At 54.0% G+C, this 18,676-nt stretch carries 20 protein-coding genes; 12 read left to right on the top strand and 8 right to left on the bottom strand.

Annotation, left to right across the window (positions count from 1 at the left end):
• The first annotated feature begins 358 nt into the window (after window positions 1-358).
• The 12 genes from gspG to HPY30_15840 all read left to right on the top strand — a co-directional run bounded on the left by gspG (window position 359) and on the right by HPY30_15840 (window position 11,302).
• A complete protein-coding gene (gene gspG / locus HPY30_15895) occupies window positions 359-817 on the top strand; it encodes a type II secretion system major pseudopilin GspG (GenBank protein ID QYZ67335.1) in 459 nt (152 codons plus the stop codon).
• Window positions 818-882: 65 nt separating this feature from the next.
• On the top strand, window positions 883-1,398 hold the full coding sequence (gene gspH, locus HPY30_15890) for a type II secretion system minor pseudopilin GspH (protein QYZ67334.1): 516 nt from the start codon (window positions 883-885) through the stop codon (window positions 1,396-1,398).
• The gene (gspI, locus tag HPY30_15885) at window positions 1,382-1,783 is read left to right on the top strand and encodes a type II secretion system minor pseudopilin GspI (GenBank protein ID QYZ67333.1); all 402 of its coding nucleotides are present in this window, start codon (window positions 1,382-1,384) and stop codon (window positions 1,781-1,783) included. The genes gspH and gspI overlap by 17 nt, the downstream gene beginning before the upstream one ends.
• 76 nt (window positions 1,784-1,859) lie before the next feature.
• Complete coding sequence (gene gspJ / locus HPY30_15880) at window positions 1,860-2,507, top strand: type II secretion system minor pseudopilin GspJ (protein ID QYZ67332.1); 648 nt, start codon at window positions 1,860-1,862, stop codon at window positions 2,505-2,507.
• A gap of 8 nt (window positions 2,508-2,515) precedes the next feature.
• Window positions 2,516-3,508, top strand: a complete 993-nt coding sequence (gene gspK / locus HPY30_15875) for a type II secretion system minor pseudopilin GspK (protein ID QYZ67331.1) — start codon at window positions 2,516-2,518, stop codon at window positions 3,506-3,508.
• 2 nt (window positions 3,509-3,510) lie between these two features.
• The gene (gspL, locus tag HPY30_15870; protein ID QYZ67330.1) at window positions 3,511-4,749 is read left to right on the top strand and encodes a type II secretion system protein GspL; all 1,239 of its coding nucleotides are present in this window, start codon (window positions 3,511-3,513) and stop codon (window positions 4,747-4,749) included.
• On the top strand, window positions 4,746-5,243 hold the full coding sequence (locus HPY30_15865; protein QYZ67329.1) for a type II secretion system protein M: 498 nt from the start codon (window positions 4,746-4,748) through the stop codon (window positions 5,241-5,243). The genes gspL and HPY30_15865 overlap by 4 nt, the downstream gene beginning before the upstream one ends.
• Window positions 5,240-5,989: a type II secretion system protein N gene (locus HPY30_15860; protein ID QYZ67328.1), complete on the top strand. Its 750-nt coding sequence runs from the start codon at window positions 5,240-5,242 to the stop codon at window positions 5,987-5,989. Before HPY30_15865 ends, HPY30_15860 begins: the two co-directional genes overlap by 4 nt.
• 157 nt (window positions 5,990-6,146) lie before the next feature.
• Complete coding sequence (gene gspD / locus HPY30_15855; protein ID QYZ67327.1) at window positions 6,147-8,132, top strand: type II secretion system secretin GspD; 1,986 nt, start codon at window positions 6,147-6,149, stop codon at window positions 8,130-8,132.
• Window positions 8,133-8,143: 11 nt separating this feature from the next.
• Window positions 8,144-9,697, top strand: coding sequence for a type II secretion system ATPase GspE (gspE, locus tag HPY30_15850; protein ID QYZ67326.1), 1,554 nt, complete (start codon window positions 8,144-8,146; stop codon window positions 9,695-9,697).
• A complete protein-coding gene (gene gspF / locus HPY30_15845) occupies window positions 9,697-10,908 on the top strand; it encodes a type II secretion system inner membrane protein GspF (GenBank protein QYZ67325.1) in 1,212 nt (403 codons plus the stop codon). The genes gspE and gspF overlap by 1 nt, the downstream gene beginning before the upstream one ends.
• Window positions 10,909-10,939: 31 nt before the next feature.
• Window positions 10,940-11,302 carry an SEL1-like repeat protein gene (locus HPY30_15840; protein QYZ67324.1) on the top strand — a complete coding sequence of 121 codons (363 nt, stop codon included), beginning with the start codon at window positions 10,940-10,942 and terminating at the stop codon, window positions 11,300-11,302.
• Between the two features lie 45 nt (window positions 11,303-11,347).
• Here the strand turns inward: HPY30_15840 and gspC are convergent, their stop codons facing one another.
• The 8 genes from gspC to truA all read right to left on the bottom strand — a co-directional run bounded on the left by gspC (window position 11,348) and on the right by truA (window position 18,646).
• Entirely contained in the window at window positions 11,348-12,253 is a 906-nt protein-coding gene (gspC, locus tag HPY30_15835; protein QYZ67323.1) for a type II secretion system protein GspC, read from the bottom strand.
• A gap of 15 nt (window positions 12,254-12,268) precedes the next feature.
• Window positions 12,269-12,766: an SPOR domain-containing protein gene (locus HPY30_15830; GenBank protein ID QYZ67322.1), complete on the bottom strand. Its 498-nt coding sequence runs from the start codon at window positions 12,764-12,766 to the stop codon at window positions 12,269-12,271.
• A gap of 85 nt (window positions 12,767-12,851) precedes the next feature.
• Complete coding sequence (folC, locus tag HPY30_15825) at window positions 12,852-14,141, bottom strand: bifunctional tetrahydrofolate synthase/dihydrofolate synthase (protein ID QYZ67321.1); 1,290 nt, start codon at window positions 14,139-14,141, stop codon at window positions 12,852-12,854.
• A 30-nt stretch (window positions 14,142-14,171) separates the two neighbouring features.
• Window positions 14,172-15,032: an acetyl-CoA carboxylase carboxyltransferase subunit beta gene (locus tag HPY30_15820; protein QYZ67320.1), complete on the bottom strand. Its 861-nt coding sequence runs from the start codon at window positions 15,030-15,032 to the stop codon at window positions 14,172-14,174.
• A 42-nt stretch (window positions 15,033-15,074) separates the two neighbouring features.
• Window positions 15,075-15,884: a tryptophan synthase subunit alpha gene (locus HPY30_15815; GenBank protein ID QYZ67319.1), complete on the bottom strand. Its 810-nt coding sequence runs from the start codon at window positions 15,882-15,884 to the stop codon at window positions 15,075-15,077.
• Window positions 15,881-17,098 carry a tryptophan synthase subunit beta gene (gene trpB / locus HPY30_15810; GenBank protein QYZ67318.1) on the bottom strand — a complete coding sequence of 406 codons (1,218 nt, stop codon included), beginning with the start codon at window positions 17,096-17,098 and terminating at the stop codon, window positions 15,881-15,883. Before trpB ends, HPY30_15815 begins: the two co-directional genes overlap by 4 nt.
• Entirely contained in the window at window positions 17,082-17,708 is a 627-nt protein-coding gene (locus tag HPY30_15805; GenBank protein ID QYZ67317.1) for a phosphoribosylanthranilate isomerase, read from the bottom strand. Before HPY30_15805 ends, trpB begins: the two co-directional genes overlap by 17 nt.
• 158 nt (window positions 17,709-17,866) lie before the next feature.
• Entirely contained in the window at window positions 17,867-18,646 is a 780-nt protein-coding gene (gene truA / locus HPY30_15800; GenBank protein ID QYZ67316.1) for a tRNA pseudouridine(38-40) synthase TruA, read from the bottom strand.
• Between the last annotated feature and the right edge of the window lie 30 nt (window positions 18,647-18,676).

Here is an 18,676-nt window from a genome sequence, read left to right as displayed (position 1 = left end):
GCGGCAGAGAGACAGAGAAGTTGAACGCCTGGCGGGAACAACAGTCACACTAACCACCCACACAGAACATGGGATGCAGCCAAATTCCTATTAATATTTTTATTATCAATCAGTTAGAGCCGATTTATTAGCTGGGCCACTTACTGAAAACTGCCACTGGATACCCCCTCTTCGGGTACCGGGTATACTATAGAGAAAACCCCGTCACAATTCACCAGTGGAAATGTGTCATCATGCTCAGCTAGCATCCAGTGGTTAAGAAAACAGTGGAAAATTACATCCTAACTCACTAATCTAAAAGCATAAATACCCAATAATCATGAGATCAACCAACCCCATCTCCAGACAGGCCGATTCAATGCAACCATCTGATTTCAGGAAACACCCCTCTTTAGTCACACCCAAACGTTGGGTTTCCGGCTTCACGCTCATCGAGGTCATGGTTGTCGTTGTGATTCTCAGCATCCTGGCGGCAATCGTAGTCCCCAAGATTATGGATCGCCCTGAACAGGCCAGGATGACCAAGGCCAAGAGTGATATCAGGGCCATCGAAGCCGCCCTCAATCTCTATCGCCTGGATAATATGATGTACCCTAGCACTGACCAAGGGCTTGAAGCACTCGTAAGCAAACCTGCCGGCGCTCCGGAACCCAAAAACTGGAAGGACGGGGGTTATGTCGACCGGCTACCCAAGGATCCTTGGGGTAGTCCCTACCTGTTCCTCAACCCAGGCAGCCATGGAGCCATCGACATCTACTCCACAGGGGTCGATTCTCAATCCACTGAAGATGATGTCGGCAACTGGAATCTGGAGTGACGGGTTTACCCGGTCTCTGAGAGCCCAGTCTGAAGATGAAGCGCCACTCAATAAAGCTATTGCGAATGGGTTATCAGAAAACCAAATCTGCCCGAATCAATGCTGGTTTCACCCTGATTGAGGTCATGGTGGTCGTCCTTATCATTGGGATACTGGTCAACTATGTGGTGGTCTCTATAGGGAGTTCATCCCCTTCCGACGCACTGAAAACCGAGGCACGGCGATTCTTCACCCTGGTTGACCTGGCAGCTGAAGAGGCGCTTCTCCGCGCCAACATCATCGGCGCACTGGTTGAGGAGGAGCGTTACGAATTTCTCATCCTGCAGGAGAAGACTTGGAAGCCACTGGAGGATAGCATATTCAGAAAGCGTTCCCTGCCTGAGGAAATATCCCTTGACTTGATGGCCGATGAGCCGATCAGCCGGGAAAAACAGAAAAAAACGCCGGATATAATTTTTTTCACCAGTGGAGAAATCACCCCGTTTGAAGTAAAGATCACGTCAGAAATCACCGATGATTACTTTCTGTTGAAAGGCACCGAGATCGGAGAGCTCAGCCTGGACCATGTTTCCGAACCCTAAGCAGCTGCAAATAACCACCACCCGTCAGCAGGGCTTCACACTGCTCGAGGTTCTCGTTGCGCTGGCAATTCTTGCGATCGCACTCGCCTCCGTCGTAAAGGTTTCAGCAAATCAGTCTCTGAACGCAGAACATCTGAGAGATAAAACAATGGCACACTGGGTCGCCATGAACCAACTCACACAGCTTCAGATCAGCCGGCACTGGCCGGCGCAGGGAACGAATACCGGCAAGAGTGAAATGGGACTGCGCGAATGGCACTGGCAGAGCAAAATCACCAATACTAGAGACGACCGGGTCAGACAGGTCGAGATCAGCGTCTTCCGCAATAGTGATGACGACGCCTCAGTAACACGTCTGGTCAGTTTTATCGGCCAGCCTTTCTAGGGAGCCTCTGAACAAGTCATGAACTCGTATCTTGCGTCCAGATTCAGAGGCTGCCCAGTGTGGTGTAACGAATAACGTGTATAAATCTGACCTGAAACAATCCGGCTTCACCTTGTTGGAATTACTGATCGCGATCTCGATCTTCTCCATCATCTCTCTCATCGCCTACAGTGGATTGAAAGTCGTGCTCGACACCGAAGCTCAGGTTGAAGCACATATCGACCGCCTCTCGGGTCTGCAGATCGCCCTGACCCTGATGCGTCGCGATATCGAACAAACGAAGGCTCGCCCGATCAGAGACGAATACGGCGATCCTCTACCCGTCATGCAGGCCGGAGGAGATGGGGGGACAGCGCTGGTTTTTACCCGCGGCGGCAGACCCAATCCACTCAATCTGCAGCGCAGCAATCTTCAACGCATTGCCTATCTGTTGGAGGACAAAAAGCTGTTCCGCCTGACCTGGCCCACCCTGGATAGAGCCCAAGGGACCGAACCACGACGCACCAAGGTTCTAGATTACATTTCCAACATAGAGGTCCGTTTCTTCGATCACAAGATGAAAGCTCACCCATCCTGGCCCATCTCCGGAGATCTGGAAGAAAAAACCAACGCCCCGCTCCCCCTGGCGATGGAAATCACCCTGGAACTCGAAGACTGGGGAAAAATCCGACGCCTTTTCCGGGTTGCGGATATCAATCCATCGCTGGAAAGCAACCCCCAATAACCAGAAAAATGCAAAACAGATCACCTAGAATACGATCTCAATCCGGCGTTGCCCTGATCACTGCAATCATGATCGTGGCGGTAGCGAGCATCGCTGCGGTCACCATGACCGAGACTCTACAGCTGAGCATTCGCCGTACCTCAAACATACTGATCACGGACCAGACATATTTCTATGCACTGGGCAGCGAAGAGTGGGCGCGAGGCCAGTTGATACGGGACGCAAGAAGTGACAAACAGGCTAGTAATCCTTATGACGCCCTTGACGAAGACTGGGCAAAACCATTGCCGATAACCGCTGTCGAAGGGGGAACGGTCGCTGCCCAGATCGTCGACTTGCAGGCACGCTTCAATCTGAATAATCTTTACCTCGCTGAAGAGCCTGATCAAGAGAGCAAAGACCGGACTGCGCAACACTTGGTAGTATTCAGCCGTCTTTTGAACCTACTGGAACTGGAGGAGGGGCTTGCGCAAACGGTATCAGACTGGCTCGATCAGGATATCGACGCTCAGTTTCCCGATGGAGCCGAAGACAACGAATACCTCGGTGGAACTCTCCCCTACCGGACAGCCAATGGACTCATGAGCAGCCCAACCGAACTGTTACTGATAAAAAACATCACCCCGGAGATCTTTGAAAGACTCGAACCCCACGTCACCACGCTGCCTGAAACCGTTCCCATCAACATAAATACTGCGGATGCCATTTTACTTCGGGCACTGGTGGAATCCCTGACTGATTCCGATGCTGAAACCCTGACCTCGGAACGAAAAGAGTCACCCTTCACAAATAAAAAGGCATTTGAAGATAGACTCACCGAGCTTTTAAGCGATAATAAAGAACTGTTGAATAATGCCGATAAGACTTACTCAGTATCCAGCAACTACTTCCTTCTGGAGACGTCGATAAGCATGGATAATACAAACCAGTACCTCCGTTGTCTGATCAATAAAACGGACAAGGGCGTCTATACTCTGTCGAGGACAACGGGAACCTTCTGAATATGGCTGGCACACTGGTAATTCGACTGCTGGATAGTGAAGCAAACCAGGTAAGCTGGCATCCACTTGGCGCCAGATCCCCGGAGAGCGAACCGATTGGCAGCGGCACACTGAAAGAGGCTGCTGAACAAGCGGCTGGCTGGCGTGTGGTCGTTTTGATCCCCAGCATCGAACTGCTGCTGACTAAAGTCGACATCCCCACAAAAAACCGCCAACGACTGCGCCAGGCAGTCCCCTTTACCCTGGAGAACGACCTTGCGGAAGAGTTGGATGAGCTGCATTTCGCGATCCACACTTCCAATCCGGATGATAAGACCCTGGTCGCCGTAATCGCAAAACAACTGCTCGAAGATTGGCTGAATGCATTCCATCAGGTCGGCATCACCCCACTGGCCATGTACCCAGACCTGCTCGCCCTGCCACGCAAACCCAATCGCTGGACGCTCTACCTCGATGATGAGAGGGTATTGGTTCGTACCGGGGACAATACCGGATTTGCAGCCGATCCGGTCAACTTCGCCGAACTGCTCCGGCTTGCCATTGACCAGACAGAGGGAGATCCACCAGGGCGCCTGGAGGTCATTCAGGCTCCGTTTCTCAGCAGCGCACCCTACTTCGACCTGGCATTGGGCAATCTCAACTATGAGATAACCCATGTCGATTACAACGGCGACTTTAGACAACTACTGTCAGATAACCTGATTGAGCAACAGACACTCAACCTGCTGCAGGGCGATTATCGTCAAGTCGACAAGCAGGCCCAAAAGTGGCAACGCTGGCTTCCGGCAGCTATCCTGTTCGGCGTTTTTCTGGGACTTTCCATCGTCTCATCATCACTCGACCACTTTCGGCTCAAGGGAGAGAATGCGGCACTAAGCCAACGGATCACTCAGACTTTCCGCGACGCATTTCCCGACATCAAACGCATCGTGGATCCACGAGTGCAGATGGAACAGAAACTGCGCCAGCTACGCAAAGATCAGAAACAACAAGGAGACACTTTCATCGATCTTTTTTCTATTCCGGCAGCGGAAATTATGAAAATTCCCGGCAGCCGCCTGAACAACATCAGCTACCGGGAGGGCCAGCTCGACCTGCAATTGACCACACGCGAACTTCCTGCGCTGGAAAAACTAAAAAAGCAGATTGAAGCACAGAACCTCTCAGTTGAGATCCGTTCAGCCAATGCCAAAGGAAAAGAGGTTTCATCCCACCTCCGCGTCAGGAAAACCCGGGCATGAACATCAACCAGTGGCTCTCATCCAAAACCCCTCAAGAACGCATAGCGTTGATTGCGGGAGTGACCACACCTGTTCTCCTGCTGGCCTATCTGCTCTTCTGGCTACCATTCGAACAGGAGATAGACAAGCAGTCACGTCAACTGAAAGACCGGCAGGAAAATCTGGCCTGGATGCAGAACGCCGCCAGTGAGGTCATGCAGCTACGCGGTGAGGGCAGTACAGCCACTCCGACAAACTCAAACGAGGCGCTGTTTACCTTGATCGACCGCACCGCCAAAAAGCATCGTCTGCGCCAAGCAGTCAAACGACTAAAACCCCAAGGCAGCGACCGGGTTCAGATCTGGATCGAGCAGGCCCCCTTCGATGGCATCATCAAATGGCTGGGCATACTCCAGGCACGCCATGCGGTCAGCATCATCTCCGTGAACATCGATCGCCAGGAGAAACCCGGTTTGGTAAATGCCAGACTCGACCTTGAAAGAGCGACACAATGAGACTTCAGCCAGGCCCAACATTTCTCGGCATTGGCTGCTTTGTGGTGTTTCTGATCGCCGCCACTCCGGCGCGCCACGTCTTGGGCTGGCTTGGAGATACTATCGCTCCACTCACGCTTGCCGACAGCAGGGGTACCATTTGGTCGGGCAGCGCTACAGAAACCCACTACAATGGCGTCAACCTGGGTACAGCAGCCTGGAGATTCCAACCACTGGATCTGTTGGCCGGGAAGCTCCGCTATCGACTCAGCTTACGCGGACCGGGGCAACAACTCGACGGCTATGCGGGGGTTAACATCGATGGCAGTTACCAGGCCGAGCACCTCAAGGGTATCGTCAAGGCACGTATTCTTCCCGGACTACTTAATCAACCGATGATCGGCGCGGTCGGCGACCTCGACATTGACATCTCCTCGATACAGTTTGCGGCATCAAACCTCAATGAGGCGGCGGGCAAGATTCGTTGGCAGGGGGCCGGCATCACCAGCCCGGTTGCCTTGGACTTGGGCGGCATGCAATTCGACATCAAGGGCGATGAAAATGGGCTAAGGTCCAGTATCCAGGATATTGGCGGCGGCCTCAGCATCAAGGGTGAATTGAATTTGGCTCCGACCGGCACCTACCGGATCTCGGGCAGGATTCTACCCAAGGCATCCGCTAACCCTGCATTGGTGAACACTTTGAAGACAATAGGCAAATCAGGGACCGGCGGCAGCATTCAGCTAAATTTTTCCGGACAGCTTTGAGGCGCGGTTCCCATCCATGGCATATACGACTCAAACGCTTTCTGCTAGTATTAAGAAACGGCTCATATACCGCAGATAACCCAATGATGAATAAAGACTTTTATTCCAACAAACTCTGTCAATACGAGCAGTGACCAAGGTCGGTGTAGAAAACACGATGAATAGTCAGGAAACCCGTTCCCCAATATTTTCTCCATCTGTGTGGCATCGCCATATCCGTGGCACGTTGTTCATCGCACTGAGTCTGCTGCTGTTTTGCGCCTCAGTCCAGGCCGACCGGATTACGCTCAACCTGAATGACGCCGATATCAGCGCCTTAATCAAGACCGTATCCGAACACACCGGCAGAAATTTTGTCGTCGATCCACGGGTGAAAGGCAAGGTCACCGTCATCTCCGCTCATCCAATGGACAAGGATGAGTTTTATCAGGTATTCCTCTCCATCCTGGAAGTCCATGGATTCTCCACCGTGCCTGCCGGGGAGGTCATCAAAATCGTTCCCGATGTAAAAGCCAAGCAGATCGGCATCCCCACCGGCACCGACAGCCAGGAACTGCCGGGGGATCAGATGGTCACCCGGATCCTGCAGGTGAAAAACGTTACCGCTTCCCAGCTGGTACCCATTCTGCGACCTTTGATTCCGCAACAGGGGCACTTGGCGGCCTACCCCGCCACCAATGTTCTGATTATTTCCGATCGCAGACAGAACGTAGATCGCCTGCTGAAGATCATCTCCCGCATCGATCAAGTGAGCGACAGCTCCATTGAAGTGGTCTCCCTGCGCCACGCCTCCGCCGCAGAGGTGGTACGAATCATTACCGGATTGCAGAAAAATAAGGGGAAAGGCGCCGCTGAGCCGGCAAAACTCATCGCTGACGAGCGCACCAACAGCGTACTGATCAGCGGTGACACCACCACCCGGCTGCGCACGAGGGTGGTGATCGAACACTTGGATACCCCTTTCGAGAATGAAGGCAATGCCCGGGTCATCTACCTACGCTACGCCAACGCCAAAGAGCTCGCCACCGTACTGACCGGCGTTAGCGACACCATGGACAAGAGCAAGAAGAAGGGCAAGGCGGCAGCCACCTCCACCCCGGTCAATATCCAGGCTGATGAAGCTTCCAACGCATTGATCATTACTGCGCCGCAGAATATCTTCAATGCTCTGCAATCAATTATCCGCAAGCTGGATATCCGCCGCGCCCAGGTGCTGGTCGAGGCGATTATCGCCGAGATCTCGTTAGACCGGGTCAAGGAGCTTGGTGTGCAGTGGATCGTCGACGGCACCCCTGGCGGCTCGGGACCGGTGGGCGTCATCAACTTAGGCACCCCCAGCATCGGCAGTATCGCAGGTGCCATCGCCGCAGACACCATTCCGGCAATACCGTCAGGCACCACAATCGGACTTGGCAGTTTCGACAACAATTCGATCAATTTTGCCGCCCTGATCCGTGCGTTGGAGAGCGACACATCAAGCAACCTCCTCTCAACCCCCAGTATTCTTACCCTGGATAATCAGGAGGCGGAGATCGTTGTCGGCCAAAACGTACCTTTCCTGACGGGACAGTACGCCTCCACAGGTTCATCCAGCACCTCGGTCAATCCTTTCCAGACCATTCAGCGTCAGGATGTCGGACTGACCCTGCGCGTCAAGCCGCAGATCAATGAAGGTAACGCTATCCAGCTGGAGGTCTCCCAGGAAGTCTCCAGCATCAACAGGACAGCCAGCACCGGCACCGCCGATATTGTCACCAATAAGCGTACAATAAAAACCGTCGTCATGGTGGATGATGGCGATACCATCGTCCTTGGCGGGTTGATCGACGAAGATCTACAGCAAGTGGAGGAGAAAGTGCCGTTTCTGGGAGATATCCCCGGCCTCGGCGTCCTGTTCCGCGCCAACTCGACCACCAAGGTCAAGCGTAATCTGGTGGTATTCCTGCGCCCTGTTATTGTTAGGGATGCCGCTACCCATGCCGCTGTGACCGGCAACAAATACAACTTCTTCCGGGCACAGCAGTTGCGGATGCGTCAGCTGGGTGTCGATCTGTTACCCGATGAGGCAGCGCCTCTGCTGCCCAATCGATTCAATGCTCTTCCTCAGCCTTTTGACGAGGAGAGTGGCACGTCTCAACACTGAGCCAACACCACATGTCTGAGTCACTTCTGAACAACTCTCCGGCAGAGACAGCACCGGCTACGGATGATGACACAGGGCATCGCCAACCAAGAATCCGGGACGATGTTACTTATGCCTTTGCCAGGCGTCACGGTGTCATCGTCACCGAAGATGCGCTACGTCAGACTCGGGTGCTGTTCAAAACCGGGACACCTATAAGCGTCTTCAACGAGATGCGTCGCTTCCTCGGGCGTCCACTTGTCTTGAAAGAGGTTGCAGAAGAGGAGTTTGAACGGGAACTCACGACGATCTACGAGTCAGGTTCCAAGCAGTCCAGCCAGATCATGGAGACCATGGGCGATGACATGGATCTCGACGACGTGGCGCGGCAACTCGATCAACCCGAAGATCTGCTGGAAAACGACGATGACGCCCCTATCATCCGTCTGATCAACGCACTCTTCACAGAGGCGATCAAGGAAGAGGCGTCAGACATCCATATTGAGCCCTACGAAAACCGTCTTGTGGTTCGTTTTCGTGTGGACGGCGTCTTGCGGGAGGTGCTCAACCCTCCCCGTACAGTCGCCCCTTTTCTGGTCTCCCGCATCAAGGTCATGGCCCATCTTGACATCGCGGAGAAGCGTATCCCCCAGGATGGCCGCATCTCGCTGAAAGTGGGACGCAGACCTGTAGATGTTCGTGTCTCCACGCTGCCCTCCAGTTACGGTGAGCGGGTGGTACTGCGACTACTCGATAAGAAAGCCGGTCGCCTGGATCTCTCCCATCTCGGCATGTCCAAAAAACTTCTGACGCAGATCGACCCTGGTGTTATCCAGCGTCCCCATGGCATCTTTCTCGTCACTGGACCCACCGGTTCAGGCAAAACCACCACCCTCTATGGAGCACTTACCCGGCTCAATACCCAAAGCCGCAACATCGTCACTGTTGAAGACCCAATCGAGTACTACCTTGACGGAATCGGCCAAACCCAGGTCAACAACAAGGTCGATCTGACCTTTGCCAGAGGGCTTCGCGCCATTCTGAGACAGGATCCCGACGTGGTGATGGTGGGTGAGATTCGTGATCTGGAAACCGCCCAGATCGCAGTACAGGCGAGTCTTACCGGCCATCTGGTTTTATCCACTCTGCACACCAACACCGCTATCGGCAGCGTTACCCGTCTCCGTGATATGGGCGTTGAGCCTTTCCTGCTGGCATCCAGCCTGATCAGTGTCCTATCCCAGCGACTGGTGAGGACCCTCTGCCCCCACTGCAAAAAACCCTATTCGGCCACGCAACGGGAGCTGGAATTGCTGGAGTTTCCCCTGGATAAACGGGTAACCCTCTATGCCCCCACAGGTTGTGACAAGTGCCACAATAACGGCTACCTGGGACGCACCGGTATTTACGAACTTGTCGTTATTGATGAAACCCTGCGAAATCTCATCCACCAGGGTACCAGTGAGCTGGAAATGCTCGAGCACGTAAGAAAATCAACTGGCTCCATGCGTCAGGATGGTATGCGCCGTGTGCTGGAAGGTGATACCACAATCGACGAGATCATTCGTGTCACGCAGGAAAGTTAGTGGACGCATTTGAATTCGTAGCGCTCGACCTTTCCGGCAAGGAGAAACGCGGCGTCCTCGAAGGGGACAGCGCCAAACAGGTAAGACAGCAACTTCGGGAGAGCGGACTTACCCCGCTCACCATCAACACAGCCAGCTCTGAAACCGTAGAAAGACGTCGTTTTACCCTGCAGCGCCGGGTCAACGCCATGGAGCTGGCGTTGATTACCCGCCAGATGGCCACGCTACTAAAATCCGGCCTGCCGCTTGAACACGTTATCAAGACCGTCGCACAACAGACCGACAAGCGACATGTGGAACGCACTCTGCTGGCAGTGCGCGCCAAGGTTCTGGAGGGACGCAGCCTAGCGGATGGACTCTCAGAATTCCCCCATACCTTTCCAGAACTCTATATCCGCACCGTCGCTTCCGGCGAGGAGTCTGGCCACCTGGAGGTGGTACTGGAACGTCTGGCCGACTACACAGAACGACGCCAGCAGATGCAGCAAAAGACCGTGCTCGCACTCTTCTACCCCGCCCTGCTGGTTATAGTTTCAATCCTTATCGTTGGTGGCTTGCTGACTTTCATCGTACCCCAGGTCACCCGGGTATTTGAGAACATGGGACAGGAACTGCCCTTCATCACCAGGGCGCTCATCGCCACCAGTGACACAGTAAGGGATTACGGCGTGCTGATGTTGGTGACTCTGCTGATCAGCGGATTTATCTTCAGCTACATCATCAAGCGACCGGGGCCCCAGATTCTGTGGCAACGTTTTACTCTGCATATCCCTCTGATAGGCCGGTTGATCAGAACCTCAAACGCGGCAAGATTTGCACGCACCCTCAGTATCATGGCCGCAAGCAGCGTCCCGATCCTGGATGCATTGCGCATCGCCTCTCAGGTTTTGACCAATCTACCAATGCGCAATGCCGTCGAAGAGGCATCACTACGAGTGCGTGAAGGCAGCAGTCTGCATGGTGCATTGGAAAAGACGGGGTACTTTCCACCCATGACACTCAGCCTCCTGGCCAGCGGTGAATCAAGTGGTAACCTGGAGGGGATGCTGGAGAGAGCCGCCGACATTCAGGAGCGAGAAATCGAATCTCTCGTCTCGACAGTGCTGGGGTTATTTGAACCACTCCTGATCCTGTTCATGGGTGGCGCAGTACTCATCATCGTTTTGGGGATACTGCTGCCCATCTTCGATCTCAACCAGTTGGTAGGCTGACACAGGAGATCCACCTCAGGAAAGCGCAATTATGCTCACTGATCAATACACCCTAAACTCCAGACTCCCGGCGATCTGTCGATTGCTTGCAATTCCTCTGCTCAGCCTGAGCCTTCTCTATGGCTGCACCTCCAGTGCCGAAAAGGAAGCCCAGCTCAAGGATCCAAAAATCATTCTGGAACAATCCAGGACTGCCTTTGCGGAAAAGAAGTATGAGGCAGCATTCCAGCTACTCTTCCCACTCGCCGTGGAAGGCAATGCCGAAGCCCAATATGCATTGGGTTACATGTATCATCATGGCCTGGGGTTGGAGAAAGACGATAGTCAGGCTATGCAGTGGATCCAACGCGCTGCTTCTCAGGGCTACGCAAAGGCGCTGAAGGCCTTAAAGTAGATAGCGTCCGTCCGCAAACAACGCTAAAAGTGCAAACGTATTGATTTAATTTAGATTCAGCGACAGCGTGGTCTGCTGGCCTTGACGCAATACCACCAGTTCAATGTTATCCGCTGATTGCAGATCTTTGATCAGGCCCATGGCCTGCTTGTCATCATTTAACGGAACACCATTGACAGAAGTGACGAGATCTGACGGCCGTACACCAAGGCGATTATAGAGATCCCGGTTTTTCTGCGGCAAAATTCGATAGCCCTTCAACTGTTTGCCCGTGCGAACCGGTACGAAACGAAGATGTTGAAAAATCTTCAGCGGTTCACGCTTGAACATCTCCTTGTATGTGCCCAGAGAAGAGGATGCCTTGGATGCAGATTTCGATCTGCTGCTGGTTACCACGGGCTTGGAAGCCTTGGGGAAACGCAGCACCTCCGACTGACCATTTCTGAGCAATACGACACGGTCTTCATGCACCGCCTGCAAAGTAACCCCACCCATTATCTTCTTGCCAACCTTGTAATACTTCTGCTCTGAGCCAGCTTTGCCAATGATTGCTGCGCCAAGTTCAGGTTTAGGGTCTGCAAAAACGCCATGCAGCGTCAGGTTAAGATTTGTCTCGGGCGCCCTTTCTGCAACAACCTTCGGGGCGCTTCTTTTTACGGCCCCTGGCCGGCCGAAGACATGCAGAGCTGAGAGACGGTCCGACTGATCTTTAAGGGAGCGACCAGGATGTTTTGTTCCAGTGAGCACCTCTCCACTACGAACGAAATGCTGCTCAGGGGGAACAGGTATCACCTGCCAGGTGATCTGAGCCAGAACATATGCAATCAGAACCACAAGTACCAGCAGCGCAACTCTGGGTAAAACGCGATTAACCAATTGATCCAACCACCCGGGGCGACCTGACTCTCCCCAGATTCCCATTGCACGTTGAGCTGTACCTGTAAAATCCATAACTACCATCGATTCCTAAGGATAACGAATCAGATTAACCTTCTTCTTGATCTCATCTATATAGTCTCTATTTATACGCTTAACCATCTTCTCTGCAAGTTTTCGATCGACTTCCGGGCCCACCCGCACACGATAAAATTGTTTTCCCTGAACCGATGTGAATTCAATATGTGCAGGCAGATCTCCTTTTTTAAGCCGCTTAACCAGTTTGTCGGCATTTTTTCTATTGCTGAAACTAGCCACCTGAATTATCCAGGCTGACGGGGAGGTACGCGCAATTTTCCCCGTTTTATTGTTGCTGGATGTGGCTGCAGGTTTCGGTTTTTTCGGCACTATTTCCAGGCTGCTCTCATTTCGTGAGACCGATTGATCAAACGATGGCAGGATATTGATTTCAGACCCTGCAGACTTTTTCGGCATTGACGGTATGTTGGTGCCTTTTATCGCTTTATTCAGCTTGGCCGGAGTTTCCAACAGCATGGGTACAAATATAACCACCAGCGAAACCAGCACCGTTCCACCTATCAACCTGCGTTTAAGCCTCTCCTCCAAAACCGGATACCTGTCAGAAATCAATAAATCGTATTAGAAGAGTATATCAGGCGCCCACAAAAACATCGGCGACTGGCTCCAGATATTGCAGTGCTTCGCCAACGGTCAGGAACGAACCGAATACCAAGACGCTATCACCCCTGCCTGCATCAGCCATTGCAGCCTGCAAGCCATCATTTACCGAGGAAAATCGACTGACTCTACTACTGCTACCGGCCTTCCGTAACGCTGCCTCAAGCTGCTCGACCGTACAAGCGCGGCTACCGGACAACTCCACCAGGTACCAACTGTCAACGTCCTGGTCCAGTACCTGGATCACCCCGGCAACATCCTTGTCTGCCAGCATAGCGAAAACGGCCAGCACAGATCCTTTCGCAGCCCTCTTCCGCAGATTATCTCTCAGCGCCTCAGCCGCCTGAATGTTGTGCGCCACATCGAGCACCACAGGAACATCCCCGTCTATCAACTGATAGCGACCTGCCAAGTGCACAGAAGCCAAACCCTTTGTTACGTCTTGTGATTCGACAACAAACCGGGAAGAAAGTTGTTCGACGACCGCCAGAACTGCAGCGGCGTTTTGCAATTGAAATGCTCCTGGTAACGCAGGCATTGGCAGATTGGAGTACGCTTGTCGCCCACCTTCCCAGCGCCACCCATCATCACTTGGAGTGGCATGAAAATCGACGTCCACCCGACACTGGATCGCCCCAATCGACTCTGCATGCTGATAGACAGAAGACGGCAATTCTTTATCAGCCATGATCACCGGGCGATTGCCACGCATGATGCCTGCCTTCTCCGCACCGATCTGGTCCAGGGTCTCTCCCAGCCAATCGGTATGGTCCAGCGCAACCGTGGTGATCACCGCTACATCCGCATCGATGATATTCACCGCATCGAGACGTCCACCAAGCCCGACCTCCAGAATCACCAGGTCCGGCGTCAGTTCAGCGAAAATATCCAGCGCCGCCAGGGTACCGAACTCAAAATAGGTCAATGCCACTTCACCCCGCGCATCGTCCACGCGTTGGAAGGCACTGCACAACTGCTCATCCGACACTGGGATGCCATTCAGCCGCACACGCTCATTGTAGTGAACCAGATGGGGGGAGGTGTAAGCGCCGGTGCGATAGCCTGCCTGCATGAAGATCGATTCCAGCATTGCAACCGAGGAACCCTTGCCATTGGTTCCGGCGATCGTCACTACCGCTGATGCCAGCCCTGAAGGCCTCAAACGCTGCCAGACACTGTCGACACGATCGAGTCCCAACTCGATCTCGTGCGGATGAAGTGACGACTGCCACGTCAACCAGTCATCCAGACTGCTAAAACGCATGTTGGACAGGGTGTTGAAGAACGAGGGGGGCTATGGGCGTGGCTTGTGCATGAAAATGCTTAGCAGATCGGCAATGCGGTCACGCATGTCGCGACGATCAATGATCATATCGATCGCACCATGCTCCAGCAGGAACTCGCTGCGCTGAAACCCTTCCGGCAGTGTCTCCCGGACGGTCTGTTCAATGACCCGGGGACCGGCGAAGCCGACCAGAGCATTGGGCTCTGCCAAATTGATGTCACCCAGCATGGCAAGACTGGCAGAAACACCACCCATGGTTGGGTCGGTCATGACAGAGATAAAGGGCAAGCCGCGTTTCTGTAACCGATCCAGGGCAGCACTGGTTTTTGCCATCTGCATCAGAGAGAAAAGCGACTCCTGCATACGGGCGCCACCACTGGCAGAGAAACAGATCAGCGGGATATGACGTTCCAGGGCAACACTCACCGCACGAACAAAACGTTCGCCGACCACTGAGCCCATGGAGCCCGCCATGAAGTTGAATTCGAAAGCCGCCACAACCACTTCCAGCCCCTTGAGCTGGCCGCGCATCACCACCAGCGCATCTTTTTCGCCGGAGTTTTTCTGCGCCTGACTCAGACGATCCTTGTACTTCTTACTGTCCTTGAACTTCAGGGGATCGACCGACTCAAGAGACTGTGCAATCTCCTCCAACGGCTCAGGATCGAGAAACGACTCCAGCCGACGCCGGGCGCCCAGCCGATTGTGATGGTTGCATTTAGGACAGACATCCAGATTCCGCTCCATCTCTGCACGATAGAGAATCGCATTGCATCCTGGACACTTGTCCCAAAGACCTTCGGGAACCGCCCGTTTGCTGCCGCCATCTGTACGAATGCGGCTTGGCATCAATTTTTCGAACCAACTCATGGGTGAGATTCTACCTCATAAATGTGCCAGAAGTCAGGAGCCTTAATGAACAGCATCCATTGCCCTGCGCATACTGGATAAAATTTCCGCCAGCGCAGGACCGATTTTATCCGGTGTCTCTTGCAGCGCCTCGACCCGGGATACCAAGGCGCTACCGACGACGACAGCGTCAGCAAGCTGAGAAACTGCTGCGGCTGTCGCAGCATCCTTGATGCCGAATCCAACTCCCACGGGAAGCGCTGTTTTCTCCCTGATCTGCTCCAGCTTTTCCGCTACTGCGGCGGTATCCAGCTGGCTGGAGCCGGTTACGCCTTTGACGGAGACATAATAGACAAAACCACTCGCCGCGTTGCAGATCCGGCCAATTCGATCAGGTGTACTCGTCGGTGCCAACAGGTAGATCTGGTCAATAGCCTTATCACGCAGTGACTGCAACAGATCTTCCCCCTCTTCCGGCGGAATATCGACGATCAGCACCCCGTCGACACCTGCGGCACTGGCTGACCCGGCAAAGGTAGCGTAACCCATCACCTCAATCGGATTGAGGTAACCCATCAAAACCACCGGCGTATTCTGATCCTTCTCCCGGAAGGTCTTAACCATCTGCAAAACATCGTGCAAACTGACATGGTGCTCCAATGCCCGTTCACTGGCCCGTTGAATGACAGGACCATCCGCCATGGGATCTGAAAAAGGTACGCCCAGCTCAATCAGGTTGGCACCAGCAGAAACCATGTCATGCATCAAACCGACGGTTACCCCAGGGGTCGGATCACCGGCGGTGATAAAGGGGATCAATGCGGTTTTGCCCTGCTTCCGCAGATCACTGAATCTCTGACTGATACGACTCATATCTCGATGCCCTCCCGTGCCGCCACGGTGTGCATATCCTTGTCTCCCCGACCGGAGAGGTTAACCAGGATGATTTTGTCACTCTCCATTGTTGGTGCAAGTTTGGCCGCGTAGGCCAGCGCATGACTCGACTCCAGCGCGGGGATAATCCCCTCGATTTTAGTCAAGGCATGGAAGGCATCCAGCGCCTCTTCATCCGTAATCGCCACATACTGCGCCCGTCCGGTATCTTTCAACCAGGCATGTTCAGGACCGACACCTGGATAATCGAGTCCGGCAGAGATGGAGTGGGTTTCGATGATCTGGCCATCCTTGTCCTCCATCAGATAGGTGCGATTGCCATGCAAAACGCCTGGCTGTCCGGCACAGAGCGGCGCTGCGTGGTGCCCGGTTTCCAGGCCATCTCCAGCTGCCTCCACACCGTAGATCCCGACCTCTGTATCATCGAGAAACGGATAGAAGAGTCCAATTGCATTGGAGCCACCACCGACACAGGCAACCAGGGCATCAGGCAGTCGGCCAGCCTGCTGCTGAATCTGTTCCCTCGCCTCTCGGCCGATCACGGTCTGGAAATCCCTCACCATAGCCGGATAGGGATGGGGGCCGGCAACGGTGCCGATTATATAGAAGGTGTTATCGATATTGGTGACCCAATCCCGCATCGCCTCATTGAGCGCATCCTTCAGGGTTTTGGATCCCGACTCCACTGATCGGACCTCGGCGCCCAGCAGTCTCATGCGGTAGACGTTGGCCTCCTGGCGGACTATATCGACAGCCCCCATATAGACCACGCACTCCAGTCCCAGCCTGGCGGCCACCGTGGCGGTTGCAACACCGTGCTGACCTGCGCCGGTCTCGGCAATGATCCGGGTCTTGCCCATGCGCTTCGCCAGCAGGGCCTGGCCGATGGTATTGTTGACCTTATGCGCGCCGGTATGGTTCAGATCCTCTCGTTTCAGATAGATCCGTGCGCCACCCAATTCCCGGCTCCAGCGCTGCGCAAAATAGATTGGAGAGGGCCGCCCGACATAGTTGGCAAGATCCTCATCGAGCTCCTTGAGGAACTCCGGGTCCCGCATATATTTCTCATAGGCAAGGCGCAAATCCTTGAGGGGTTCCATCAGGGTTTCTGCCACGAACAAGCCGCCATAGACGCCGAAATGACCTCTATCGTCCGGCTGGGTGCCAATAATATTTTCAGCTGTTGTCGCCACGCTTCACTCCTTCAATGAAGGCCGCTATTTTACCCACATTTTTAATGCCTTTGGACTGTTCGACGCCACCGCTCACATCTACTGCATAGGGGCGGACCTGCCGCACAGCCGCTTCAATATTGTCCGGATTCAATCCACCGGCAAGGATGATTCTTGAGGCCAGATCCTTAGGTATCCGTTCCCAGTCGAAGGCCGTTCCTGTACCGCCTGGCTTACCGGGTTCATAGGCATCCAACAGCAATCCGGCTGCGCCTCTGAATTCACTCGCCGCCGCGGCCGGATCAATCCCATCGCGCATGCGCACCGCCTTGACCCAGGGTCTGTCGTAGCCTTTACAAGCCGCGACATTCTCTTTCCCATGGAATTGCAGGAGATCGATATGTACCTCCTGTAGCAAGCTTGTAATCCGTGCGCGGTCCTCATCCACAAACAGGCCCACAACAGTGACAAATGCCGGTAAAACCTCGACGACCTTCCTGGCCTGCTCCACACTCACCGCTCTTGGGCTGGGCGGATAGAACACCAACCCAATCGCATCAGCTCCCTGCTGAACCGCCACAAGGGCATCTTCCGGCCGGGTGATACCACAGATTTTGATCCTGGTCCTCATAAAGCATGGAAAGATACAGGATAGCGCCTGACTGCGCTACGCCAATCACAACTCACCGACAGGTGGCGTTTGCCTGAATCGGGTTGCCGGTTCCGCTGCGCTTGAACCGGCCTACAAAATGTAGGCCTGATCTAGCATAGCGGATCAGACGATCCCTGCTACGCGGGCAATGAGATATCTGGCCCCTCAGGTAACAAATAGCTTTCAGGGTAATCGACTTTGGTGAGATAGAGTCCCTGCGGCGGGGCCGTGACACCACCTTTCGTACGATCACGCAATTCAAGGATCTGTTGTGCCCAGAATTCCTTCTGCTCTCCCCGACCGATGGCCATCAGCACACCGGCAATGTTCCTCACCATGTGGTGCAGAAACGCATTGGCATGAACATCGATTTTCACCATTTCGCCTTCCCGGCTCACATTTAACCGGTGAAGGGTACGTACCGGGTGTTTAGCTTGGCATCCCAACGCCCTGTAGGATGAGAAATCATGCTCACCCACCAGTGCCTGCGCTGCCCGGTGCATGCTCGATTCATCCAAGGGGTGATGCACCCAGACCGCTCGATCCCGCCAAAGAGCGGAACGCATCGGCCGATTCAGAATGTGGTAGCGATAGTGCCGCCCGATAGCCGAAAAACGTGCATGAAAATCGTCCGGCATCTCTCGTGCCCAGGAAATGCTGACATCTCCCGGCAAATTGACGTTTGTCCCCAATATCCAGGAGCGTCTACTCCTGACCGCCTCCGTCTCAAAATGAACCACTTGCCCTGTTGCGTGAACCCCTGTATCGGTCCTTCCGGCACAGTGCAGTCTCACAGGATGATCCGCCACTCTGGAAACGGCTTCTTCGACGCACTGCTGCACGTTGCGCACATCGTCCTGGGTCTGCCAACCGTGAAATGCAGCGCCGTCGTATTCAACCCCAAGGGCAACTCTCATCTATTCCTCTTCATGGATATAAAAGAAAAG

The sequence above is a fragment of the Gammaproteobacteria bacterium (ex Lamellibrachia satsuma) genome (genome assembly GCA_019623805.1).
Lineage (GTDB): Bacteria > Pseudomonadota > Gammaproteobacteria > Chromatiales > Chromatiaceae > QGON01.
The sequence above is the reverse complement of the archived record's forward strand: the minus strand, read 5'-3'. Positions and strand labels throughout refer to the sequence as shown.